18 protein-coding genes are annotated in these 23,449 nt (G+C 43.7%); 5 read left to right on the forward strand and 13 right to left on the reverse strand.

The window, feature by feature from the left end:
• The first annotated feature begins 424 nt into the window (after positions 1-424).
• Complete coding sequence (locus tag CDG76_RS20160) at positions 425-1,381, forward strand: hypothetical protein (protein WP_094350720.1); 957 nt, start codon at positions 425-427, stop codon at positions 1,379-1,381.
• A gap of 407 nt (positions 1,382-1,788) precedes the next feature.
• On the opposite strand, the gene CDG76_RS20165 is transcribed toward CDG76_RS20160, so the two are convergent.
• Both CDG76_RS20165 and CDG76_RS20170 read right to left on the reverse strand, forming a co-directional pair.
• The gene (locus tag CDG76_RS20165; protein ID WP_094350721.1) at positions 1,789-3,609 is read right to left on the reverse strand and encodes an ABC transporter ATP-binding protein; all 1,821 of its coding nucleotides are present in this window, start codon (positions 3,607-3,609) and stop codon (positions 1,789-1,791) included.
• A gap of 87 nt (positions 3,610-3,696) precedes the next feature.
• Complete coding sequence (locus tag CDG76_RS20170) at positions 3,697-4,497, reverse strand: DUF6816 family protein (RefSeq protein ID WP_094350722.1); 801 nt, start codon at positions 4,495-4,497, stop codon at positions 3,697-3,699.
• Between the two features lie 116 nt (positions 4,498-4,613).
• On the opposite strand from CDG76_RS20170, the gene CDG76_RS20175 reads away from it, so the two are divergent.
• Entirely contained in the window at positions 4,614-4,952 is a 339-nt protein-coding gene (locus tag CDG76_RS20175; RefSeq protein WP_094350723.1) for a carbon dioxide-concentrating mechanism protein CcmK, read from the forward strand.
• Positions 4,953-4,957: 5 nt separating this feature from the next.
• On the opposite strand, the gene CDG76_RS20180 is transcribed toward CDG76_RS20175, so the two are convergent.
• From CDG76_RS20180 to ffh, 5 genes are all read right to left on the reverse strand, one after another.
• Complete coding sequence (locus tag CDG76_RS20180; protein ID WP_094350724.1) at positions 4,958-5,362, reverse strand: ChuX/HutX family heme-like substrate-binding protein; 405 nt, start codon at positions 5,360-5,362, stop codon at positions 4,958-4,960.
• A gap of 153 nt (positions 5,363-5,515) precedes the next feature.
• The gene (locus CDG76_RS20185) at positions 5,516-6,469 is read right to left on the reverse strand and encodes a PhoH family protein (RefSeq protein WP_094350725.1); all 954 of its coding nucleotides are present in this window, start codon (positions 6,467-6,469) and stop codon (positions 5,516-5,518) included.
• Between the two features lie 352 nt (positions 6,470-6,821).
• A complete protein-coding gene (locus CDG76_RS20190; protein ID WP_094350726.1) occupies positions 6,822-7,256 on the reverse strand; it encodes a KH domain-containing protein in 435 nt (144 codons plus the stop codon).
• The gene (gene rpsP / locus CDG76_RS20195; RefSeq protein WP_012409382.1) at positions 7,219-7,479 is read right to left on the reverse strand and encodes a 30S ribosomal protein S16; all 261 of its coding nucleotides are present in this window, start codon (positions 7,477-7,479) and stop codon (positions 7,219-7,221) included. The genes CDG76_RS20190 and rpsP overlap by 38 nt, the downstream gene beginning before the upstream one ends.
• Positions 7,480-7,818: 339 nt before the next feature.
• Positions 7,819-9,285, reverse strand: a complete 1,467-nt coding sequence (gene ffh, locus CDG76_RS20200; protein ID WP_094350727.1) for a signal recognition particle protein — start codon at positions 9,283-9,285, stop codon at positions 7,819-7,821.
• 445 nt (positions 9,286-9,730) lie between these two features.
• Here ffh and CDG76_RS20205 point away from each other — a divergent pair, with 445 nt between their 5' ends.
• Both CDG76_RS20205 and CDG76_RS20210 read left to right on the forward strand, forming a co-directional pair.
• The gene (locus CDG76_RS20205) at positions 9,731-10,237 is read left to right on the forward strand and encodes a DUF1993 domain-containing protein (RefSeq protein ID WP_094350728.1); all 507 of its coding nucleotides are present in this window, start codon (positions 9,731-9,733) and stop codon (positions 10,235-10,237) included.
• A gap of 196 nt (positions 10,238-10,433) precedes the next feature.
• Positions 10,434-11,114 (forward strand): 2-hydroxychromene-2-carboxylate isomerase, encoded by a 681-nt coding sequence (locus CDG76_RS20210; protein WP_094350729.1) that lies wholly within the window; start codon positions 10,434-10,436, stop codon positions 11,112-11,114.
• A 54-nt stretch (positions 11,115-11,168) separates the two neighbouring features.
• Here the strand turns inward: CDG76_RS20210 and CDG76_RS20215 are convergent, their stop codons facing one another.
• From CDG76_RS20215 to CDG76_RS39160, 6 genes are all read right to left on the reverse strand, one after another.
• Positions 11,169-14,372 carry a GAF domain-containing sensor histidine kinase gene (locus tag CDG76_RS20215; RefSeq protein WP_094350730.1) on the reverse strand — a complete coding sequence of 1,068 codons (3,204 nt, stop codon included), beginning with the start codon at positions 14,370-14,372 and terminating at the stop codon, positions 11,169-11,171.
• 643 nt (positions 14,373-15,015) lie between these two features.
• A complete protein-coding gene (gene rpmB, locus CDG76_RS20220) occupies positions 15,016-15,252 on the reverse strand; it encodes a 50S ribosomal protein L28 (protein ID WP_094350731.1) in 237 nt (78 codons plus the stop codon).
• 238 nt (positions 15,253-15,490) lie between these two features.
• Positions 15,491-17,476 carry a molecular chaperone HtpG gene (gene htpG, locus CDG76_RS20225; RefSeq protein ID WP_094350732.1) on the reverse strand — a complete coding sequence of 662 codons (1,986 nt, stop codon included), beginning with the start codon at positions 17,474-17,476 and terminating at the stop codon, positions 15,491-15,493.
• A gap of 220 nt (positions 17,477-17,696) precedes the next feature.
• Positions 17,697-18,338 (reverse strand): class I SAM-dependent methyltransferase, encoded by a 642-nt coding sequence (locus tag CDG76_RS20230; RefSeq protein WP_094350733.1) that lies wholly within the window; start codon positions 18,336-18,338, stop codon positions 17,697-17,699.
• 249 nt (positions 18,339-18,587) lie between these two features.
• Positions 18,588-22,115: a methionine synthase gene (gene metH / locus CDG76_RS20235; RefSeq protein ID WP_094350734.1), complete on the reverse strand. Its 3,528-nt coding sequence runs from the start codon at positions 22,113-22,115 to the stop codon at positions 18,588-18,590.
• Between the two features lie 252 nt (positions 22,116-22,367).
• The gene (locus CDG76_RS39160) at positions 22,368-22,496 is read right to left on the reverse strand and encodes a hypothetical protein (protein ID WP_262984347.1); all 129 of its coding nucleotides are present in this window, start codon (positions 22,494-22,496) and stop codon (positions 22,368-22,370) included.
• A gap of 276 nt (positions 22,497-22,772) precedes the next feature.
• Between CDG76_RS39160 and CDG76_RS20240 the strand changes: the two genes are divergently transcribed.
• Positions 22,773-23,402 (forward strand): DUF4126 domain-containing protein, encoded by a 630-nt coding sequence (locus tag CDG76_RS20240; protein WP_094350735.1) that lies wholly within the window; start codon positions 22,773-22,775, stop codon positions 23,400-23,402.
• Positions 23,403-23,449: the final 47 nt, after the last annotated feature.

A 23,449-nucleotide genomic window follows, 5' to 3' on the forward strand; every position in this document is an offset into this window, starting at 1 on the left:
AAAAAAACGATAATTCCTCACAAAAGTATCCTGATATAACTATTTTGTTTAGTTTATGAACTTTGCGATCGCATATCATAGGTACTTTGCATCGGGAACAGAGTGTATTCACCTAGCTCACTCTGACTAAAGGGGATGTCTATGGCGGGCTACGCTTACGCAAAAAGACGCGATCGTGTATTATGTCAAACAGGTAACTCCTCCGTCAGCATGAGCGTTACCTAAAAAGCAGAGTTTCAGCCTGATAATTGCACGTTTTCAAGGCGTAGAAGCATACAAATTAACTGAGCGTCAGCGAGCGTCCTTAGCAAACCGAAAAGGAAGGCTCCAGATTTCCATATTTATGATATTATTTGGCAACTCATCTTTTTACTCGTAAAATCGAAGACAAGATCAAGGTCAGTAGAAAAGAGTCCCTAAATTAATGAATACGTTAATCAGTCAGGGTGGAAGAGCTATCACTAAATTTCAGGTGGTAGACCGGATAAACGATATAGCTTGGCAAGCTCATCAAGGCAGCGTTGCGGCGATTATTCAGCTATTGAACGAAAAGCTAGCCCAGTCGTGTGTCAGAACTAGAGCCATTTTTTCTGATGGTGTCTTACAAATTCTGTGCGAGGCAGCTAGAGTAGAGCAACTAGAGCAATCTCTCCTGGTAGAACAAATCCAGCAAATTCTTGAGTCTATCGCGCCGCGTTACATTCGCCGCGTCAAGATCAACAGTCGGATTGTTCGAGAACAACAATTGCTGTGGTTAAAAGAAATAGATAGCGATCGCGAAAATCAATTGCTTTGGTCACAGGAAATTACATTAATTCAGCCAAATATTGTAAAGCAATTAATTAAAGATTTCACAGAAGCTCAAGCTGAACTAGGAAAACCAAATTATCCTAAAACTCAAGTCTCTCGTCCTTTAGTACTCATTAACAAAGAAAAATACAAAAATAAACCTAAAACAAAGATATTAGCAGCAGCTGGTTTATGCTCGCTGTTGTTGCTTAGTTGGGTTGTTTATGCCCAGCTAGGTAATAAACTCAAAAACCTAATACAACTAGAAACTTCTAAATCTTTAACTACAGAAAACACTAACGATAGGAAAGCCCAAACACCATCCCGCGCTCCTAATAATAACTTTTCTGAGCCATCTGACGATCCATTTCAAATATCTGTGCGAATTGCCAACCAAGCTTCTGCATCTGGTAAAACAGCTACAACCTCAACTCAGTGGTTAGAGATCGCTGCTAAATGGCAACGTGCTTCAGATTTAATGAGTACAGTGCCACAAACCCACAGCCGTTATCAAGAAGCTAAGATTCGTACTCAACTATATAAAAAATATAGTGAGGCGGCACAGAAAGAAGCTGATAAAAGTAAATCTTAGTACAACATTTCATTAATTATTAGCGAATTCTTTGCGTACCTTTGCGTTTACCTCTGCGCCCCTACCCTGCGGGAAGGCGTTCGCGTAGCGTCTCGTAGAGAAGCGCCTATGCGTTTAAATTTCAACCCTCAATTCGCCATGATTTTACGCAAAGCTGTACTTATAGGACTTGAATTTGATTTCTGAAAACATAATGAGACCCAAAAGCCCATTTGATCGGGGTTTTATCTGAAATATTGTTCAAAAATCAGAATCGTGAAAATTTTTCTTGTATAGTAGTCAAACAGTCTTGTACAAAATACTGTTGTGGACAATTGAAAAAAAATCGACTTTATTGGCAATAAGGTCGATTTAATCAAGCAGATTAATTTGTAGGGTCAATCCAAAATCCAAAATGTGTATGTCGCCTAACTCAGGAGTTCTCCTGTTTCTTGCAGGGAGTGCAAGCGGCGGTAAATACCCTCGTGACGCAAGAGTTCATCGTGGCTACCCACTTCTACAATCTTTCCTTGCTCTAGAACGACAATTTTATCAGCTTCCCGTACTGTGCTTAAACGGTGAGCAATAACAATGGTGGTGCAAGTGCCCTGAATCGATCGCATCGCTAGCTGAATTGAACGCTCAGACTCATAATCTAAACTAGAGGTGGCTTCGTCAAAAATTAGCACGTCTGGTTCCACTAACAACGCCCTAGCAATTCCCAAGCGTTGTCTTTGCCCTCCAGATAACCTGACACCTCGTTCTCCCACGACGGTGTAATAACCTTGGGGTAAGTGCTGCACTACTTCATCGACTCTGGCAATTCTACAGGCTTCGTTAACCTGCTCCAAACTGGCATTCGTTCTACCATAAGTCAGGTTATCCAAGATAGTACCGTTGAAAACGTCTACTTCTTGGTGAACGATCGCTAATCTCCGTCTATATTTACCCACATTCAAAGTGCGAATATCTTGACCATCAATCAGAATTTGACCTTCTTGAGGTTCAAAATATCGCAGCAGTAATTTTACTAAAGTAGACTTACCAGAACCGGAACGCCCCACTAATGCCACTGTTTGGTATGGCTCAATCAACAAATTGATATCTTCCAAAACTTGACGGTTGGCATCATATCCAAAACTGACGTGCGATAACTCGACTTTTCCAGTAAATTTATAAGGTGATTCTGTCTGGTTGCTCTCTTCTAAAAGACTAGCTGAATCAGATGCAGTTGGCTCTTGGAGAAATTCGTGAAAGCGCAACATTGAAGAATAACGACGAGCAAAAACTTCTGCCAAATTGCTAATAGGTTCTAATTCGGCATAAGCCATGCTAGAAAGAGTTAAAGTCATGACAAAGTGACCGAGAGAAATTCTACCGTCTACTGTTGCTGCGAGAGTCAAACCCAGAATAGTAAATACGCAGAACTGAATTACAGTTCTTTGCCAAATAGCCAGTTTTATATAACCTTTGTGGACACGATACTCAACCACCATTAGTTCGCGATCCAAACGTTGCTTTTGCCGCTTCAGTTCGTTAGCTTCTGTGGCAAATGCTTTCACCGTTTTGATGTTGGTGATCAGTTCCGAATTGCGACTTTCAGTATCCTCTCCATATTTATCCAGAATAGTTTCGTGCCAAATTAGCTGCTTTAAATCCTTCAAGGTAAAGCTAAGAATAAGCACAAAGGAAATCAGATATAAAATCGCAATTCGCCACTCAATCGCTAAGATAAAAACGAAAATTCCCAACACCCGAACTAGTTTAGGAATCAACTGCCCAGCAATTTCGGGGTATGTAAAAGTGTGGTTAGATATACCTCTAGCTATTCTTCCAGCGATGCGTCCAGAGTTATTTTCATCATAAAATTCTAGTGGGAGAGTGAGAATTTTTTCTATGGCTGTTTGGGCTTTTTGCCGACGCAACCTTAAGGCTATACCCCAATGAAACCAATGAGTTAACCAAGGTTGTGTTGGCGCTCTCACTACGGTGACAAGGAAAACTAAACCCAGTAATACACTCAAAGAGAAAGTTTTTGTGGCTGGATAATTGGTGATCTCCGAAAAAGTTGCGATCGCACTTTGAAGTGGTTTGTCCAAGGGTTGAGCAGACAAAACGTTTAATATCTGCCCGATCGCATAAGGAACAACCAAATCAATAATTTCGTAAACGCTGGATGCTGCGATACTAAAGAGACTCAGCTTCCAATCAGAGCGAAAGTAATTGACAATATCTTGAAATTTGGCCATGATGCACACCGTCCAAGAGCGCGATCGTAAACTTGGAATTTATATACTACAGACGTATTACAAAGTAGTCAATAGCTAGATGACAAATCACTCTTTGGGAGTAGTTGGTAGTTCTTGAGGGAAAAATTCGAGGCGATAGCGGTAGAGAGCAACTGGTTGAGAACTAGCCTTAAAGTAATCTGGATCTTGGGGTGAAAGATAAACAGCAGTGACTTGATCTGCTTCAATCGCCGGATTAGATGTTGAAAGTTTATGATAAGCCGTAGTAGATTCTACAGAGTTTAAATAGGGGACTGAACCGCCTTTAAATAGTTGTTGAAACACTTCTGTGGTGATGAATTTGCCATCAGGGGTAGTTTCTGTGGCCCTTGCAGTCACAATAGAAACTAGTTGCCGACTGCTACGAAAGAATGTAATTTGACGATTAGGTGAATCTGGATCTACTTTGACTAATAACACTGCTTCATCCCCTAAATAAGCCCTTGCCAAATTCAAGCTATTAAATGCTCTATCTGCTACTAAAATTGGGGATTTATAATCTATCTGAGGAAGTATTTTTAATCCAGTAATAGATGGTTGCTCTTTCACAAATCTTACTACAAAACTCACAGGCTGATTTAATTGTCGGCGATTACCTTCAAACCCTGGAGTTATAATATCTGGTGCTAAAGGCGCAGCTAAATCTACTAAAGTACTTGTAACTTTCCAAGTACCAGCCATCCATTCAGGGTAAACCAAATCACCCGAAGCCGATTGCACTGAAGTTAGTTTTTCCCATTGGGGAAAATTTGCTAACCTTTCAGACAACTCTCCTGCAAAAGCTTCACCACCCCACAAAAGGGATAAAAACAGCAAGCAAAAACTCCAAATTACCTTGATTACAAGCATTAGCAGTTTTGTATTTAATGGTTATTGTTTATCGATTAAAAATTAAGTAATTTTCTGTAATAAATTAAAACTTTGTAGTGAGATAATTAGCCCTATCCTGAATTTATAGTGATAGCATGACATTGGCATTAGGCATGATTGAAGTTTATGGCGTTCCCACAGCAGTGGAAGTGGGGGATGCCATGTGTAAAGCTGCCCGTGTAAACCTTGTTGGTTATGAAAACACTGATTTAGGACGAATTACCGTGTTAATTCGAGGAACTATAGGCGAGGTGAATGTAGCAGTAACAGCAGGATTAAAGGCGGTGCTGCGAGTTGACGGTGGCGAGGTACTTTCTAATCACATTATTCCCCGTCCCCACGAAAATTTAGAATATATTTTACCGATTCATCGCAGCGTTAATATCGAGCAGTTCAGTGCAGATATCCGATTTCCTCCACCCTTATCAGTTTAGCCGTATTAAATTTCTGCTGGTAAAGGTTCCCAGACTTCGCCATACTTCTCTTTTAGAGTTTCCCAAGCTTCCACTTGTCCTGGTTCATATTCTCCTGGTTTACCCCATTGTAAAAAGAGGCTTAAAGCAGACTCCTGTTTATCATCTAAAAACCGGATGGCATAGGTTGTAAAGTTACCCCTCTTCGCTTCACCTGTTTCAAATTTCACCTTAGTGATTTTATCCATATTCAAGTGAAACTCAAAGCCTTCAGTATGCATATTCGCATATTTACCTTTAGGCAATTCTGCATAAAATAACTTTTCTACCTTACCTCGTGCTTCTAAAACAGCAGCGCTACTAGTAACAATTAAACGCAACGTTCCAAGAGTCTCGCAAGCTTCTAAAAATTCTTTCAATGTTGTGGTCATTTGTCATTTGTCCTTTGTCATTTGTCATTTGTTATTTGTCGTTTGTCATTTGTCGTTTGTCATTTGTCCTATCCTGCGGGTAGCCGCTGGCGTGTCTACGTCATTTATTAGTTTTTTACTAATGACCAATGACCAATGACCAATGACTAATGACTATTTTTCGTATTGTTCATAAGCAGCAACAATACGCTGAACTAGAGGATGGCGCACAACATCTCTTTGGGAAAATTCGCAAAAGGCAATGCCTTCAACGTGTTTTAAAATTTGTAAAGCCACTCCTAAACCCGATTGTTGGTGAAGCGGTAAATCAGTTTGTGTCATGTCGCCTGTAATCACCATCCGCGAACGGAAACCCAAACGAGTTAAAACCATTTTCATCTGAGCGGGTGTAGTATTTTGAGCTTCATCGACAATTATAAAAGCGTTATTGAGAGTGCGTCCCCGCATATAGGCGAGTGGTGCGACTTCAATCACACCGCGTTCCATTAAACTGGGTACTTTTTCTGGGTCGATGAATTCATAAATAGCATCGTAAAGTGGGCGAAGATAAGGATTAACTTTCTGCTGTAAATCTCCAGGCAAAAAACCGAGTTTTTCACCAGCTTCGACGGCAGGGCGAGTTAAAATTAGCTTTTCCACTTGGTTGGCAAGGAGTGCTTGGACGGCGACAACAACAGCGAGATAAGTCTTGCCAGTACCAGCAGGGCCAATCCCAAAGGTGAGGTCACGTCTACGGAGTGCGTCAATATATTGGCGTTGGCGAAAGGTTTTGGCACGGACTTCTTCACCCCGGCGACTTTTGGCGAGGACATCTCGCTGTAAATCTTGCAGTTCCCCTTGGCGATCGCTATCTATGGCTTGACGGGCTGTTAAAATATCGGCACTGGAAATAGTATGGCCTTTAATCCAGAGGTCTTCAAGCGATCGCACTAATCGAGAAGCCAGATCGATTTGCTTTTCAGTACCAGAAATCACTAATTCCTGTCCGCGTAGCACTAAAGTGGCCCCTGTTTGCCGAGATAAAATTTTGAGATTTTCTTCTCCATCTCCAGCTAGAGCGATCGCACTGGTAACATTCGGCAGCTGAATTGTTAAGGCACCTGCCATAGGATTTCTTAATTGGTGAGGATCTGTATTTGACAAAGGTTAATTTTTCTCGCTAACGGCGAAATTATACTTTTATTAACTACATTTTGAAAAATTTTTGTAATAAATGAATCGTCTGTAGGGGCGTACAGCTTGCCCTCATCCCCTAACCCCTTCTCCCAACATGGGAGAAGGGGAACTGGAGAATTTACTCCCCTCTCCTATGTTGGGAGAGGGGCTGGGGGTGAGGGCATAGCCCCTACTGGTGAAGAGTCCAAAAAAAGATTTTTAAATCTTTTTGCTACTTTCCATCGTTATAAAAATTCTGAGCGGAGGTAACAACAACCGCTCAGATTTGCTCTCTAGTTTCAACCTAGCGGAGGCGTGGTTTAACAATGGGTTTAGGCCCATCATTTGCACGCGGTTCTCTCTTAGTCGGTGGTGGCGATCGCTCTTCTGTCTCTTCATCAAAAGACATACCCTCGCGGCCCGGCGTGGTGCTGCCGTAAATATCCAGGTATGTTGATTGCCCAGCTGCGGCTGCGGCTGCGGCAATTACTGTACGAATCGCCTGAATATTGCGTCCCCCTCGACCAAACACTTTTCCTTTATCTGCGCTTTCAAAGGCGATGCGAACCCAAACCCGGTTGAGGGCCTGAGAAATTTCACAATCGACACTTAATGTCTCTGGAGATTCCAAAAACGGCTGCACTAAAAACCGAACCAGCTCAACATAGTTGGGGCTAGCTGTTGGGAGTTTTGTTCCGAAATTATGATGCGGCTGTTGCACTGACCTGCTCAAAAACATTAGCTTTTACTAGAATGCGACGAACGGTGTCAGTGGGTTGAGCGCCTTGTTGTAGTCGCTTGACGATACCGGGAACGTCTAGTCGCACTTCATCAGTTCTGGGGTTATAAAAACCCAATTCTTCTAAGGGACGGCCATCGCGGCGAGCGAGGTTGTTAATGGCGACAATGCGGTAACTTGCTTCCCGCTTTTTACCGAATCGTTTCAAGCGCAGTTTGATCATGGTTGAAGAATCATTCTCCTGTAGTTAGATATTAATTAGCAACTAATTGGTGAGGAAGTAACCTAAATCTGGCTGCTGCCGATAAATTAAGGGTTAGTTTCCTCTGCTAATAAATTCTGAGGTCGAAATGCTAATTTTAGCACTGCCTAGCATTTGCTGCTATTAGTCATTAGTCATTAGTCCTTTGTCATTAGTCATTTGCAAATTACCAATGCCCAATACAACTCTTGGAGAGGCTGCGCCAACGACTTCTCTACGAGACGCTACGCGAACGCGGTAGTTGAATCTCGACTTCGCTCGATTACCGCGCAGTCGAAACTCAGTACAAGTGCCCAATGACTAAAGATTACCAAAGCCTTTTTTCTTTTTATCTTTGGGTTTTTTCTTTTTCGCGGCTGGGGCACCGTCATAACCTCGCCATCCGGGGGCTGCGGGACGATTACCAGCACCTGCGAAGGCATTACCCATGCCACCGCCACCGCCGAACATTCCCGGCATTCCAGGGAAGCCACCTTGACCCATTTGCTGCATGAGCGATCGCATTTTTTGGAAATCACCCACCAGTTTAGTCACATCTGACTCTCTATAGCCGGAGCCAGAAGCAATCCGCCGCCGCCGACTGGGAGAACTGGCTAATAAATCGGGGTCGTGGCGTTCTTGGCGAGTCATGGAGTTAATCATCGCCTCACAGCGTTTTAGCTGGGTTTCTCCCTGTTTGAGTTGATCGTCTGAAAGCTTGTTCATCCCTGGAATCATCTTGATCAAGCCTCCCAGAGAACCCATGTTCTTCAGCATCCGCAACTGCTTGAGAAAGTCAGTAAAGTCAAACTTTGCTGACAAAATTTTCTCCTGCATTTTCTCAGCATCAGCTAAGTCAAACTCTTCTTGGGCTTTTTCTACCAGGGTTAGCACATCGCCCATTCCCAGAATCCGCGATGCCATGCGATCGGGATAAAACGGTTGCAGTGCCTCGACTTTCTCCCCCACGCCCACAAATTTAATCGGCGCTCCCGAAATCTTCCGCACTGAAAGCGCTGCACCGCCACGGCTATCACCATCCATTTTGGTGAGAATCGCCCCAGTAATGCCGATCTGTTCGTGGAAGGTGCGGGTAAGATTGGCTGCCTCTTGACCAGTCATCGCGTCCACTACCAACAGAGTTTCATGGGGTTGGACGGTTGCTTTGATGCGGGCTAATTCCGCCATCATATCTTCGTCAATTTGCAGGCGTCCAGCAGTATCAATTATTACTGTGTTGACACCTTCTGCTTTGGCGCGTTCTACACCTTGTCGGGCGATTTCTACAGGATCGGCGTCGCTTCCTAGTTCAAATACTGGTACGTCAATTTGCTTACCCAACGTTAGCAACTGATCGATTGCTGCTGGGCGATATACGTCTGTCGCCACCAACAAGCAGCTACGCTCTAATTTTCTCAAATGTAAGGCTAACTTAGCGGTAGCTGTAGTTTTACCAGTACCTTGCAACCCAGCCATGAGAATAATAGTAGGCTGTTCCTGGGCTTCTGCAATGGGAACATTTTCTTCTCCCATCACCTGCACCAGTTCATCATGAACAATTTTGATGAACTGTTGGTCAGGTCGCACGCCGGTAATTACCTCGGCTCCTTGTGCCTTGGCTTCGACTTCGCTAATAAAATCTTTGACTACCTGGAGATTGACATCTGCTTCCAACAGGGCGCGGCGCACTTCGCGCAATGCATCTTGAATGTTGGATTGAGAAATTTTGTCCTGTCCCCGCAGTTTTTTCCAGGCGGATTCTAAACGGTCAGATAATGCATCAAACATAATGTAATTACAGGTAGTTCGCCAATGGAGAATTCTAAAGCGCCGATGAATGCGTTGGCGTAGCCCGCCGCAGGCATCGCGAATTTCCGCTAAAGTTTTAACGTGCTATCTACCAGCTTAGTATTTTTCACCGCGACTGTAGCAATCAGATACGGATTGGGGAAGAAGCAGAGGAGCAGGGGAGCAGGGGAGCAGAGGAGCAGGGGAGCAGAGGAGAAGTTGCAGTAAGTTTTTCCCCTCTGCCTCTTTATCAATAGACTTCTTGCAGAAGTAGGGAAAAGGGGCGGGGGTATGGAATTTTCCCTTCCCCCTCTCATGACGATCGCGCGTTTAGTGTGTAGCGCTTATTCAATGCGATAGATTTAGACTGAGCGAATCGCACCACTTATCTCGACAAGACCGCAACTACACAAAGAAAGATAGAACTTTTTCTGGAGAAATATCAATGAGCATTTCAATGTATCAAGCTTCTGTACCAGTGTTTATTCACACACTAAGTAACTTAGTAGGTATTCTTGAAAAAGGTGCTACATACGCAGAAACCAAAAAAATAGATCAGCATGTGTTGCTCAATAGTCGTCTATTCCCAGATATGTTTCCATTGTCAAGACAAGTACAAATTGCCTCTGACATAGCAAAGAGAGGCGCCGCACAATTAGCAGGGGCAGAAGCACCCAAGTTTGAGGACAATGAAACTACATTGCCCGAACTTATTGACCGCGTTCAGAAAACTATCTCTTATTTAGACACATTTAAACCTGAACAAATAGATGGTTCGGAAGATAAAACAATTACGATTACGCAGGGTGACAAGAGCCTATCTTTTGAAGGAATGCCATTTCTCCTATATTTCGTTTTGCCAAACGTTTATTTCCATGTCACAACAACCTATGACATTCTCAGACACTGTGGTGTAGAGCTTGGCAAAAAAGATTTCCTAGGCAAGCCTTAACGCTCCGTAAAAGAGCGAACTGATTTCCATTCTCTGTATCGGGTGAGCGTGTAGCGGCTAAATCGTTGCGTCGCCCGATAATTCCTATTATTTTTATCTAACACAGTGGGGATTGGAGACTCTGATGATTGAATATTGGCTACTGCTGCGATCGCTAGTTCGTAATATTATCAGTTAGGTAGCTACGGTAGCCAAGATGTCGCAGCGAATCAAAGTATACTCCTACTCGATATACCACTCGTCAAATTCATATATTGGTATTGCTCTTGCCGAAAAAGCTTTGCAGGGTTTACCTGTTGATATTGAACGACGACCAATCTACATACCAAAGGAACGCGGGATAAAGGTAGCCGACTTACAAGGACGAAGTGAAACCGCCCTTTTATCGTCGTATCACAAAGAAGATTGTCTGCGGTGGGCGAAAAAGTACGGCATTGAAATTCGGCTCAAGGAATTTGAAGAATTTGGTAGGTGGGTCAAGCGGTGGGAGAAAATGAAGTTTGGTCGCGAAGAACTTCCCGCGAGAGCGTATTACGCTGCTTGTGGAACTGGGAAGGAGCATCTGCTTGATGCCGCGTTCTTTCGAGCGACGTACATCGATCTTCTTGATGTCAACGATGAGTCTGTGATTAAGAAAGTTGCAAATGATGTTGGGTTGAATGGCGATCGCATTCTTGAGTTAATCTACGGAGAAGCAGCAAAACTTGCAGCAGTGGCAGCTTTGGCAGAATACGAACAATTTGGCTGTCCCGGAGTCCCTACTTGGGTAGTCGAAGGCGAGAGATTTTGGGGAAAGGATCGTGTTGATTGGGTAACAGAAAAGGTAAAACAATTATGTAATACCACTGTTACCAAAACAGTAGTGAGTGCTGAGTAAAAAAGTGATAATTTTTCAGTTTAACTGGTAAAAATCATCACTTTACCTATTTGCTTATACTTGGTCTAACATCTTGACTTTAGCTACTGATTTTCTAGCTGCGACCTGATGAATCGGCAACTCAACCACAAACTCTGTACCTTTGCCAAGTTCAGATTGGCAGTATATTTTGCCGTTATGTTTTTCTGTGACTATCTGGTAGCTGATAGACAGTCCCAGTCCTGTGCCTTTACCGACAACCTTGGTAGTAAAAAATGGATCGAACAGTCGAGAGAGGACTTTTTCATCTATGCCGAATCCGTTGTCGGCGATGCGAATTACAATCCAATCTTTATTGAGCAGGGAGGTAGAAATTAGGATTTTGCTAGGGTTTTTTACCAGCGCTTCAGAAGATTCCTGCATGGTTCGTTCTTCTAGAGCATCAATGGCATTGGACAGCAAATTCATAAATACCTGATTCAACTGACCGGGATAGCATTCTATTAGAGGTAGAGTACCATAATCTTTGCTCACATGAATGGTAAGGCTATCAGCTGAGGGCTTCAAACGGTTTTGCAAAATCATCAATGTACTGTCGATGCCTTCGTGAATATTTGCTGGCTTGAAGTCAGCTTCATCTAGGCGTGAGAAGTTCCGCAAAGAGGTGACAATTTCGCAAATGCGCTCAGTACCAACCTGCATGGATTGGAATAATTTAGGTAAGTCCTCGAACAAATACTCGATTTCAGCTTTATTGAAAAACTCTTTGATCTCTGGTGCAGCATCGGGATAATGATGCCAAAAAAGCTCCACATAGCGAAGCAATTCTTGTGTGTATTGATGAGCGTGTTCCAAGTTGCCGTGGATGAAATTAATCGGGTTATTAATTTCATGGGCAACTCCCGCCACCAACTGCCCCAAGCTGGCCATTTTTTCAGCGTGGATAATTTGCATTTGGGCTTTACGCAGCTCATTTAGTGTCTGTGCGAGTTGATTGGCTTCTTCACGAGTTTGACCCAGCAAATTAGATTGTTGAAACAAGTTGGCTTGACGCAGCGCTACACTGAGTTGAGCCGCCACTTGGGTGACAAATTCCAATTCAGCTTCTTCCCAATGACGTGTATGGGTGCATTGGTGAATGCACAACAACCCCCACAGTTCATCACCTTCCATCAATGGCACAATAATCTGTGCTTTGACTTGGAATCGCTCAATCACATCCAGATGAGGGACTTTGGAGCCAACGCTGTTGACATCAGATATTACTTGCACTTGCCCTTGGCGATATTGCGCTGCGTATTGATCGCCGAAGCAATAGTCTTGCACCTTCACAGCGAGGGCAGAATCGAACTTGGGCAACACATCTTCAGCAATAAATTCACCGCTGCAAAAACCGACATTCGGATCAAAACGGAAAATACCGACTCGATCTGTATTTAGCGATCGCCTTATTTCCTGTACTGTAGTCTTAAAGATCGTCTCCAAATCCAAGGATTCCCGAATTTTGACGACCAAATCAAATAAAATCCGGCGCTGTTCAGCCGATTGTTGCAGTTCATCAGCGCGAGTTTGAATTTGAGTCACCATTTGAGAACTTTGCAGTGCTACTCCCAGTTGGCTAGCAACCTGTCCCAAAAATTCCACTTCCACACTATCCCACTGGCGCGGTGCAGAATGTTGATAGGCAGCCAGCAATCCCCACAGATCCCGTCCTACAAAAATTGGGGTTAACGCATAAGCGCGAATCTTGAACTGCTCCAAAATATCGAGGTGACAGCGCGAGTGTCCGGCTTGGTAGATATCCTCTACAGCAAAATTTTCGTTGTTGCCGTAGCGTCCGCCTTTGGTTTCTTGGAGATGGGTATCTTCCCAAACGAGATTTTTGCCAAAGGGATTGATGCTGTCCCACTGTGCCTCAACCATGCCGAAATTACTGACGAATTCGCCACTCCAGTCTTCATTGAAACGATAAACGCCAACCCGCTCAACTCGCAGCAGTTTACATACTTCTTGGCAAGTAGTTTTTAGGATTAAATCAATATTGAGGGAGGAGCGAATTTTCCCGACTACTTCAGTTAATGCTCGTTGCCGAGCGATCGCATCTTGCAGGGCAGAAGCTTGTTGTTTCGACTGAGCCAAATTCTCGGCTTGCTGAATCGCGACTCCTAATTGTGCCCCTACTTGTCCAAGGAACTCCACTTCGTAATTTGCCCATTGGCGCGGCCCGGAGTGTTGATATGCTGCTATCAATCCCCACAGTTTTGGGCCGATGAAGATGGGCGCTAAGGTATATGCCCGAATCTTGAATTGCTCCAGAATGTCGATGTGACAACGTGAGTGTCCGGCTTGGTAGATGTCGTTGACAACAAAACTTTCGTTATTGCGGTAGCGTCCACCTTTTGTCTCTTGGAGGTGGGTATCTTCCCAAACTAGATTTTTGCCAAAGGGATGAATTCTATCCCACTGCGCCTCTACCATCCCGAATTGGCTGACAAATTCGCCACTCCAATCTTCATTAAAGCGGTAAATTGCTGCCCGCTCTAGCTTCAGGAGTTTGCAGAGTTCCTGACAGGCAGTGTCTAGAATAATTTCGGGATTCACAGAGGAGCGAATATTTCCTACCACTTCCGTCAAAGCACGTTGCCGCGCGATCGCATCTTGCAGTTCTGCTGTGCGTTGTTTGGTTTGTTCTAAAATTTCTGCCTGCTGCATTGCCACACCGAGATGGCTGGCAGCTTGGGCGAAGAATTCAACTTCGTGAGGCCACCATTGCCGAGGAGCGGAGTGTTGATAGGCTGCCAGCATTCCCCACAATTTTGCACCAATAAAAATCGGTGCGATCGCATACGCCCGAATCTGAAACTGTTCTAATACCTCAATATGACAACGAGCGTGCCCTGCATCGTAAATGTCAGCCACAGCAAACGGCTCATTTTTGCGATATCGCCCTCCCTGAGTTTCTTGCAAATGCGAATCTTGCCACACCAAGTCCTGTCCAAAGGCAGTTAATGCATCCCAAGGATGTTCTACAAAGCCCAAACGATTAATAAAACTACCGCTCCAGTCAGTGTTGAAGCGGTAGATTGCAACTCGCTCAATCTTCAATTGGCGGCAAATATCTTGACAAGAAGTTGAACATAGAGATTCGATGTTTACAGATGCGCGAATCTTAGCCAGAATCCTCGCCAATATTTTTTGATATTGAACCGTTAGCTGTAGCTGTTTGTGACACTCTTGCAGGTCTAAGTGGTTCGACGTTTCATAACTGCTCGCTGTCATAAATTATAAATAAAATAGACTACCTACTTTCAGTATTCCCTTGTTTATTTGTAATTGCTCAACTAGTCTTAGTTAGTGGAGACTCTTGATTACTTGTAGTTTCCTGTGCAGTTTTTAGTTTCTGGATTTCCTTTCATAGCTTTACTATCAAGGCTTCTTTTGCCTTGTTCGATAGTTGTTTGAGGTCAGGTAGTTTTTCTATTTATTCAGGTAATCTCTATCTCGGCCTTTTGTTAAGAGTGTTGAGCAATTACAAAATCAATTCATAATTAATTTTGGGTATAGAGCGGTATAACTTAAATTATGAAAAATAGAAAACTGGTAAGTATTTTTATTCAGAAACGCCGGGATTTATCCGTAGTGTAAAAATTATATAAAGAACTCATATTTGATTGCGTCAAAAAGCTCAATATAATTCAAAGAGTCTTCTAGCTCTTACCTCTTACCTGCTAAATCAAGTGAGTTCTCCAAATCAAAATGGATTCCGATATTTCTCTCTTACTGCCAACAGAATTCAAAATATAGAGAGCCTACCTGCTACTAAAGGTGTAATAAACACTAGTGGCGCACAGCTAGCTGTGCGCCACTACAAATCACCTATATTCCAACCTACAAAAGTTTCGGGTTATGAAATCCAGATTACTTAGTAATGATTCAGGTTAATCCCAGCTTCTTTTGCCATTGCTTCTAACCCATTAATTTGTAGGGTTTTAATTGCTTTGGTAGACAACTTTAATCTCACCCAGCGATTTCCAGCTTCCCACCAAACACGCTTGTTTTGCAGATTAGCGTGCTGAAGGCGTTTAGTACGGCGGTGGGAGTGCGAAACAGCAAAAGCGTTATTTGCTTTTTTACCAGTTAGTTCACAGCGACGGGACATAGCAAGTATCTCCAGATTGTTATTTTAATACAGCCTTTCCATTTTAGGTCTTAGGCAGCAGAAGTGGGGAGATGAGGGAGATGAGGGAGCAGGGGGAGCAGAGGAAGCAGGGGAAGCAGGGGGAGCAGGGGGAGCAGAGGAGAAGTAGCAGTAAGTCTTTCCCCTCTGCCCCTCTGCCCTTCTGCCCCTCTGCCTCTTTTCAATGCCCAATGCCCCATGCCCCATGCCCCACTCACCACTATTTACTCGCTTGTTCCGTCAGCTTGGTGAGTACCTCATTCGATCGCTCGACGAAGGATTTCATTCCCTCAGCGTCAAATCCTTTTTGAGACATCAGCGCTAAATCGTAAACGTGTTGACAAATCAAGTTGACTAACTGATTTGTAGACGATTCACCGTCACCTTGAATGATACTACCTTGGTTCAGATTTGCCAGATTTTGAATCAGGGGATGAGCAGTATTCACCAGCAAAATGTGATCTTCGGGAAACTCTGCTGTTCCCTGCTGCATCATGGCGTTCATTTCTCGGAGGCGGCGGAGAATCTCTGGTAAGAGCACGATCGCAGGTGGTGTTCCTTGAGGATTGTCTGATTTCAAGGCTTCGGTACGGATGTTGAGTTTGGGTTTGTTGAGAGATTTCTCAAATAACTCTTTGATCGTCTCACTCCGAGTTTTGTTCGTCTTGGGATCGACAATTTCCTTATCTTTATCTTGTTCCAGCAGGGTATTGTCTAAATCTGAGTCTACCCGCGTAAACTTAACATCCTGATATTCGCGCTCTAGGAAGTTGATAAAGTGGGTGTCGATGAAGGAGTCCATAAACAGGACTTCCAAACCTTGATTTTTGTGCAGTTCTATGTATGTAGATTGGGTTGCTTCATCAGTGCTGTAGAAAACCCGGTTTTCGTTGCGTTCTTTGTTGCGTTCTAGATACTCTTTCAGCGTAGTATAGGGAGCGCTGGGTGCTGAGTCAGAACTGGGTGAAGGAGTCACATCTTGCCAAGCATCGCCGTCTGAAGACTGAACTTCAACCACAGGCGTTTCAGCCGCAACTTTTTCTGTCAACTTTGCGGTGGTGCGGAAGACGATGATATCTTCGATTTGTTTTTTGAATTTCTCATCGTTGAGAACGCCGAATTTTACAAAAGTACCAAGATCCTTCCAGGCGCTAATGTATTGTTCGCGATTATCGCGGAAAAGTTCTTTGAGGCGATCGCCTACTTTTTTGGCAATGTAGTCACCAATTCTCCGCACGGTGCGATCGCCTTGCAAGGCACTCCGCGATACGTTTAAGGGAATATCGGTACTATCAATCACACCCCGCATCGGCATCAGAAATTGCGGGATAATTTCTTCGCAGTTGTCGCTAACAAAAACTTGATTGCAAAATAGCTTGATCTGCCCTTTTGTCACATCTACATCCGGTCGCATTTTCGGGAAATACAAAATCCCGTTGATGATAAAGGGATAGTCAGTATTTAGATGTACCCATAACAAAGGTTCTTCCTGAAAAGGATACAGATAGCGGTAAAACTCTAAATAATCTTCTTGAGTAAGATTACTCGGAGAGTCTCGCCACGGTGCTTTTTGCTTATTTATTACTTCGCCATCTAGTTTAATCGGGACTGGCAAAAAGTCGCAGTATGTCTTGACAAGATTCTTAATTCGTGCAGATTCGAGAAATTCCTCTTCTTCCCCTTGCAGGCTGAGAATAATAGTAGTACCGCGAGTTGTCCGGGAAGATTCTTCGAGAGTGAAAGCAGGAGAACCATCACAAGACCAGTGAACCGCTTGCGCCCCTTCTTGGTAGGATAGGGTATCAATTTCTACCTTTTGCGCCACCATGAAGGAAGAATAGAAACCAAGACCGAAGTGACCGATTATCGGTTGGTCTGATTTGCCTTCATATTTATGAATAAATTCTTCAGCACTAGAGAAGGCAACCTGATTGATATATTTCTTAACTTCATCTGCGGTCATCCCGATACCGTTATCGGAAATGGATAGAGTTTTCTTATCTTTGTCAATGGCAATTTCAATTTCTGGTTCGCCGATATCTCCAGCATAATCGCCGGCGCGGGATACCATTTTTAGCTTTTGGATGGCGTCTACAGCGTTGGATACCAGTTCCCGCAAGAAGATTTGATGATCTGAGTAAAGCGACTTCTTGATGATCGGGAAAATATTCTCAGTATGAATACTGATAGTGCCTTGTTCTAGCATAATTGGTAGTTTTCGATGTTAGTATCTGAAATGATGATAGTAGGTAATACAACCTAGCCATCTGTTTTCCAGGATAAACCCGGAGAACACAGAAGGGCATGATACCAATTAGGATTTTAAAAGCATAGCTGCGCCTACGCACCTTTTTGAGCATTGTTTGCCGCCATTTTCTGATTCGGATTCCCCTACTTCCGACTCCCCACTCCCCACAGATTGCTGTTTAAGTATTACTAGAATTCTTTTCCAGCACCAAAAAATAATGGTATGGATAAGTAGGATCGATAAATTCTTGCTTAACTGTTAACCCAGCTTTGGCAACAGAGTTTAAAATCCGCGTTTTCGGATATCCTTTTAAACCCATTTCCCAGCAATGTTCATCACAGACTGGCGTTGTACTCCAGAATTTGGGGACATTGAATAGTAAATGCCTTGGTCTGCCTGAGAAAGAGGTTTTGACCTGAAACGAGAGGTATTGAGTGCAATAGGGAATCGAAATCACCAAAAATTTCTTGGTTGCAATAGCAAGTTTTCTCAATGCTTCTTCTGACTGTTCGTAGGGAAAGTGTTCCAGAACTTGAAACAGGACAATCGCATCAAATTTATCTTTTGGTAAGGAAAAATCTGTAGTCAAATCCAAAATTATTTCTGGCTTGAGGCTGGGGTCAACATCAGCAGTGGAGACGTTGTATCCATTATTCTTCAAGATGTCTGTTAATAGAGAATTAAAAATCCCAATTTCCAGAACGTTTTTTACCTGATTACCCAGCGAAAAAATTAGACGCAACTGGTGATGATAACTGATGAGGCGATTTTTGGATAAATATTCTGAATTTCTAATATCTAACGAACTGATGAGTTGCATAAATAAGCCTACCTAAGCTGAGAGATTAACAAATTTGGTGGGTATACAACTACAGGATTCCCGGAACAATCATCAAAGTAACATCTGAACCTCACTCCAAACCTCTCTCCTACAAGGAGAGAGGCTTTGAATCTTACTCCCCTTCTTCTCCTACGAGGAGAGGTTAGAGAGAGGTAGAGAACAGGTTAGGGGGATTTTCCAGGGCAAAATATCACTAACACCAAGCGTATTGGGTTAACGAGTAGGATTCTACGCGCTAAAGTATTTGGCTAACGGGTGATAGGTAATAATCGCAGTGGTAGACTGTTCTGGATAAAGTTGTTCGCTTTCATCCATATACAAGTTAATCCTGTCAGTCTGCAATAACTCCAGTTGCTTGTATTGATCCTGAATATTCGGACAAGCTGGATACCCAAAACTATACCGCGAGCCACGATAGCGTTGTGCTAATATATCCCGAATATTGTCGGGTTCTTCAGCAGCAAAACCTAACTCTCGGCGAATTCTGGCGTGTGTCCATTCAGCTACAGCTTCCGCTACTTGTACCGCCATGCCGTGGAAATACAGATAATCGGTGTATTGATTGGCAGCAAACAGCTTTTGGGCGAATTCTGTTGCAATCTCTCCTACAGTCACGGCTTGCATTGGAAAGACATCAATGATTCCCGACTCCTTGGGTGCAAAGAAATCTGCTATGCACAGCCGTCTTAAAGACTTTTGTCTAGGAAACTCGAAAGTTGTAACCTGCTGTGATTGGTTCTCTGAGTCATATATATGTAGAGAATTCCCCTCAGATTGACAAGGAAAATACCCATAAATCACTTGGGGATGCAACAGATTCTCTTCAATAATCCGGTGTTTCCAAGTTTCTAAAACTGGGTAGACTTTCTCAGCTAAGAAAGCCTGATATTCTTCTTTAGATTGTTCCTTTGGTTTGCGGAATTGCCACTGTCCAGCAATTAAAGCTTGTAAATCCAAGTGCCAAAATATTTCCTCGATGGGAATATCACTAGGCTGCAATAATTTCGTTCCCCAGAAAGGCGGCGTTGGACGTTCAATATCTATCGCCACAGCTTCGGAACGTCTTGTATCTACTACTTTTGGTTCAGCAGATGTTTCTTCAGCAGTCGTAGCTTTTGGTTCTTTGTTACCATTCGTCGAAACTTCAGCCGTTTCGACTTCATTCAAAAATCCCTGCAAATCTTGCCAGTTATTAGTTGCCTTTGCTGGCATTAATTTATCCATGAAGTGCAAGTCAGAAAAGGCATCTTTGCCATAAACGACTTTACCTTTGTAGGTATTTTGGCAATCTTCATACACAAATTTGGGAGTCAGCGCCGCACCACCTAAAATTACAGGAACACTAATTCCCTTTTCGTTGAATACCTCCAAATTCTCTTTCATGAAGGCGGTGGATTTCACCAGCAAACCACTCATGGCAATACAATCAGCTTTGTGCTGTTCGTAAGCGTTGATGATGTTTTCTACCGGCTGCTTAATTCCCAGGTTAATCACCTTATAGCCGTTGTTGGACAAGATGATATCTACCAAGTTTTTACCAATGTCGTGGACATCGCCTTTAACTGTGGCAATGATAAAGGTTCCCTTGGCGTTGTTACCTGATTCTGATTTTTCCATGAAGGGTTCGAGAAACGCTACCGCCGCTTTCATGGTTTCCGCAGATTGCAGAACGAAGGGTAACTGCATTTGTCCAGAACCGAATAGTTCCCCGACAACTTTCATGCCATCTAGCAGGAAGGTGTTGATAATTTCTAAGGGGGGATGTTCTTCTAAGGCTTTTTTGAGATGTTCTTCTAAGCCAATGCGTTCGCCGTCGATGATGTGGCGTTTGAGACGTTCTGGAATGGGGAGACTTTCATCTAAGGAGCGATCGCGTTTAGTTGTCACCCCAGCAAACGCTGTGGTAAGCTCTCCCAAGGGATCGTAAACGCAAACGTTACCCTCAAACTTCCGCTCGTCATAAATCAACTGACGACAAATTTCTTGATGGCGGGCGTCAATCTTCGATAACGGTAAAATTTTGTTAGCGCTGACAATGGCTGCATCCATTCCCGCCGTTGTAGCTTCGTGCAAAAACACTGAGTTCAGCACCATCCGCGAGGCTGGATTCAAACCAAAGGAAATATTGGAAACACCCAAAATCACATGACATCCAGGCAATCCTTCACGAATGCGCCGGATAGATTCAATGGTAGCTTTACCATTTTCTCGGTCTTCTTCAATCCCGGTGGAAATGGGTAACGCTAGGGTATCAAAGAATATTTCTGTGGGTGGTATGCCATATTCTACAGCTTGGCGGTATGCGCGTTGTGCGATCGCAAACTTTTTGTCTGCTGTCCGCGCCATCCCATCTTCATCGATAGTACCAATGATTACACCAGCACCGTACTTCTTCGCTAACTCCAACACCTTTAAAAAGCGCGGTTCACCATCTTCGTAGTTGGTGGAATTCAGCAAACACTTACCGCCGGCAACCTTTAAACCCGCCTCCATCTTTTCCCATTCGGTGGAGTCAAGCATTAAAGGCAATGTGACATTATTTACAATGCGCGAAACTAATTCGTGCATATCCCGTACGCCGTCGCGTCCCACATAATCGACGTTGATATCAAGGATATGTGCGCCTTCTTTGACTTGCGCCCTCGCCATTGAAACCAGTCCATCCCAATCTTCCGCATTTAGCAAATCGCGGCACTTCTTGGAACCACTGGCGTTCAGACGTTCACCGACAATCAAGAAGGAATTATCTTGATCGTAAGGCTGAGTGGTGTAAATTGATGCTGCTGCTGGTTCTAAACTTGGTTGTCTAACTTTTGGCTTCAGGTCTTTAGCAAGTTCTGCCAATTGTTGAATGTGTTCTGGACGCGTCCCACAGCAACCCCCGATCACTTGGACACCCAAATCTTCAACAAAATGCATCAATGACATCCGTAATTCCAACGGTGTCAGGCGGTAGTGCGCTTGACCGCCAACGTTCTCAGGTAAACCCGCGTTGGGAATACAAGAAACGATGAAAGGTGAATGTTCTGCCAGATACTTGATATGTGGTTTCATCAAGTCTGGGCCGGTGGCACAGTTTAGACCGAGAATATCTATTGGGTAAGGTGCCAGAATTGTCAGCACCGCACTGATTTCGGAACCAACCAACATTGTGCCCATGCTTTCCATTGTCACAGACACCATCAACGGTCTGCGATCGCCCTTCTTAGCAAACACTTCTTCAATGGCATTCAGCGCTGCTTTAATTTGCAGCACATCTTGGCAAGTTTCCACCAGAAATAAATCGACACCACCATCCCACAGCGCCTCTGCTTGTTCAGCAAAAGTAGCTTTCATGGTGTCAAAGTCAATATGTCCCAAGGTAGGGAGTTTAGTTGTGGGGCCGATGGAACCTGCCACAAACCGGGGCTTTTCTGGTGTGGAAAATTCCGCAGCTACACGTTTCGCCAATTCTGCGGCTGTCTTGCTGAGGTAATACGCTTGGTCTGCCAAGTCATATTCTGCCAGCACCAGGGACGTACTGCCAAAGGTATCCGTTTCAATGACATCAGCACCAGCAGCGAGAAAGTCGCGGTGAACCTTAGCGACTGCTTCGGGTTTCGTGTGGACTAAGTATTCGTTACAACCTTCATACTGTGGGCCGCCGAAGTCTTCAGCAGTCAGGTTTTGGGTTTGTAAGTTGGTTCCCATCGCCCCGTCGAAAACGAGGACTGGGCTATCTGGACTACGCAGGCGTTCAAGGAAAGGATGAGTCATATTTTCCTAGAAGAAATGAGGATATCAAGTGAGTCTTGTGATACTCGACTTACTTTATTATTTTCCAAGATTGTGATATTTTCGGCATCTTTTAATAAAGTCTGTTTTCCTGAAACTCACCATTGGCTCATTTTGACCTGATTTCTCAAGATTGACGACGACAGAATTATGCAAAAGCCGTCAAGGAATAATTGACGAGTCCATTCTTTGTAGAGACGGCGATTTATCGCGTCTCTCTAACGTGCCAGTTTTTTAGACGCGATAAATCGCTACATGAGGGGTTTCTGGCTTATCCCAAGCGTATTGGGATAAAACTGGTGACTTGTGTGTACACCGTAGCCAAAGCATCTGGGGGTGGGGTGTAATGACTGTGGTTAGCATAACTAAATTATGCGGACATGATATCACTCTAGAAGTCGCTGGCTCACAAACAAAGCCCTGAAAATGTTGAGTTGAGCAAGGAAACGCAACCTACATTGGAGTTATTTTTTAGCCAAAACCTACACAGTATTGGCACAGGTGGGATTTCACTGATTCTACACATAGTCAGATGAAATATTTCCGCCAAGTTTCTTATCTTAGGATTACAGCTTAGAGTTGCTACTCCGTTCAGCTCAAAGATGGAAAAAACACCAGGAGTATAACTTGAGTCTTACTATGGATTTAAATTCTTTGTTCAATCTAAATACATTTATTGAATTATTGCTGGGGATTAGTTTGAGCGCGGCGGCTGGCTTTCGAGTATTTGTACCCCTGCTAGCATTGAGTGTGGCTTCAGTTTTTGGACATTTAGATTTGCCGACTAACTTTGATTGGGTGGAAACACCTCAAGCTGTAATTGTATTTGCCGTCGCTTGTTCGCTAGAAATTATCGGTTATTACATTCCTTGGTTGGATCATCTGCTGGATATTGTAGCCACTCCTGCGGCATTTATCGCCGGGACAATCGTCACAGCATCCGTTGCTCCAGAGATGAATCCACTAGTGCAATGGACGTTAGCTTTAGTTGCAGGTGGTGGAACCGCAGGATTAACTAAGGGATTAATGAATACATTGCGGATAAGTTCTACAGGCGTTTCAGGTGGATTAACCAATCCACTTGTGTCAACCCTTGAGTTGGTCATCGCCATCGGACTGTCTGTACTAGCACTGGCTTTACCAGTGGTAGCAGGAGTGATTGTGATTGGTTTTCTAATAATAGCTATTCAAAGAATTTGGAATTTCTTCTTGAATAAACCGTCTTCTCAAATTAACGAAACCGTCTCTCCATCAAGAGGACTGGGATAAGTAGTTATGGATTTGTTTCATAGCTGCGATCGCAATTATAAAGCCGT

The sequence above is a fragment of the Nostoc sp. 'Peltigera membranacea cyanobiont' 210A genome (genome assembly GCF_002246015.1).
Classification (GTDB): domain Bacteria; phylum Cyanobacteriota; class Cyanobacteriia; order Cyanobacteriales; family Nostocaceae; genus Nostoc.

Coding starts and splice junctions, on each gene's coding strand:
- CDG76_RS20175 (WP_094350723.1), top strand. CDS start 4,614: ATGACATTGGCATTAGGCATGATTGAAGTTTATGGCGTTCCCACAGCA.
- htpG (WP_094350732.1), bottom strand. CDS start 17,476: ATGCTAGAACAAGGCACTATCAGTATTCATACTGAGAATATTTTCCCG.
- CDG76_RS39160 (WP_262984347.1), bottom strand. CDS start 22,496: ATGCTAACCACAGTCATTACACCCCACCCCCAGATGCTTTGGCTACGG.
- CDG76_RS20185 (WP_094350725.1), bottom strand. CDS start 6,469: ATGGCAGGTGCCTTAACAATTCAGCTGCCGAATGTTACCAGTGCGATC.
- CDG76_RS20215 (WP_094350730.1), bottom strand. CDS start 14,372: ATGACAGCGAGCAGTTATGAAACGTCGAACCACTTAGACCTGCAAGAG.
- CDG76_RS20160 (WP_094350720.1), top strand. CDS start 425: ATGAATACGTTAATCAGTCAGGGTGGAAGAGCTATCACTAAATTTCAG.
- CDG76_RS20230 (WP_094350733.1), bottom strand. CDS start 18,338: ATGCAACTCATCAGTTCGTTAGATATTAGAAATTCAGAATATTTATCC.
- CDG76_RS20190 (WP_094350726.1), bottom strand. CDS start 7,256: ATGTTTTTGAGCAGGTCAGTGCAACAGCCGCATCATAATTTCGGAACA.
- ffh (WP_094350727.1), bottom strand. CDS start 9,285: ATGTTTGATGCATTATCTGACCGTTTAGAATCCGCCTGGAAAAAACTG.
- CDG76_RS20165 (WP_094350721.1), bottom strand. CDS start 3,609: ATGGCCAAATTTCAAGATATTGTCAATTACTTTCGCTCTGATTGGAAG.
- CDG76_RS20205 (WP_094350728.1), top strand. CDS start 9,731: ATGAGCATTTCAATGTATCAAGCTTCTGTACCAGTGTTTATTCACACA.
- rpmB (WP_094350731.1), bottom strand. CDS start 15,252: ATGTCCCGTCGCTGTGAACTAACTGGTAAAAAAGCAAATAACGCTTTT.
- CDG76_RS20170 (WP_094350722.1), bottom strand. CDS start 4,497: ATGCTTGTAATCAAGGTAATTTGGAGTTTTTGCTTGCTGTTTTTATCC.
- rpsP (WP_012409382.1), bottom strand. CDS start 7,479: ATGATCAAACTGCGCTTGAAACGATTCGGTAAAAAGCGGGAAGCAAGT.
- CDG76_RS20180 (WP_094350724.1), bottom strand. CDS start 5,362: ATGACCACAACATTGAAAGAATTTTTAGAAGCTTGCGAGACTCTTGGA.
- CDG76_RS20210 (WP_094350729.1), top strand. CDS start 10,434: ATGTCGCAGCGAATCAAAGTATACTCCTACTCGATATACCACTCGTCA.
- metH (WP_094350734.1), bottom strand. CDS start 22,115: ATGACTCATCCTTTCCTTGAACGCCTGCGTAGTCCAGATAGCCCAGTC.
- CDG76_RS20240 (WP_094350735.1), top strand. CDS start 22,773: ATGGATTTAAATTCTTTGTTCAATCTAAATACATTTATTGAATTATTG.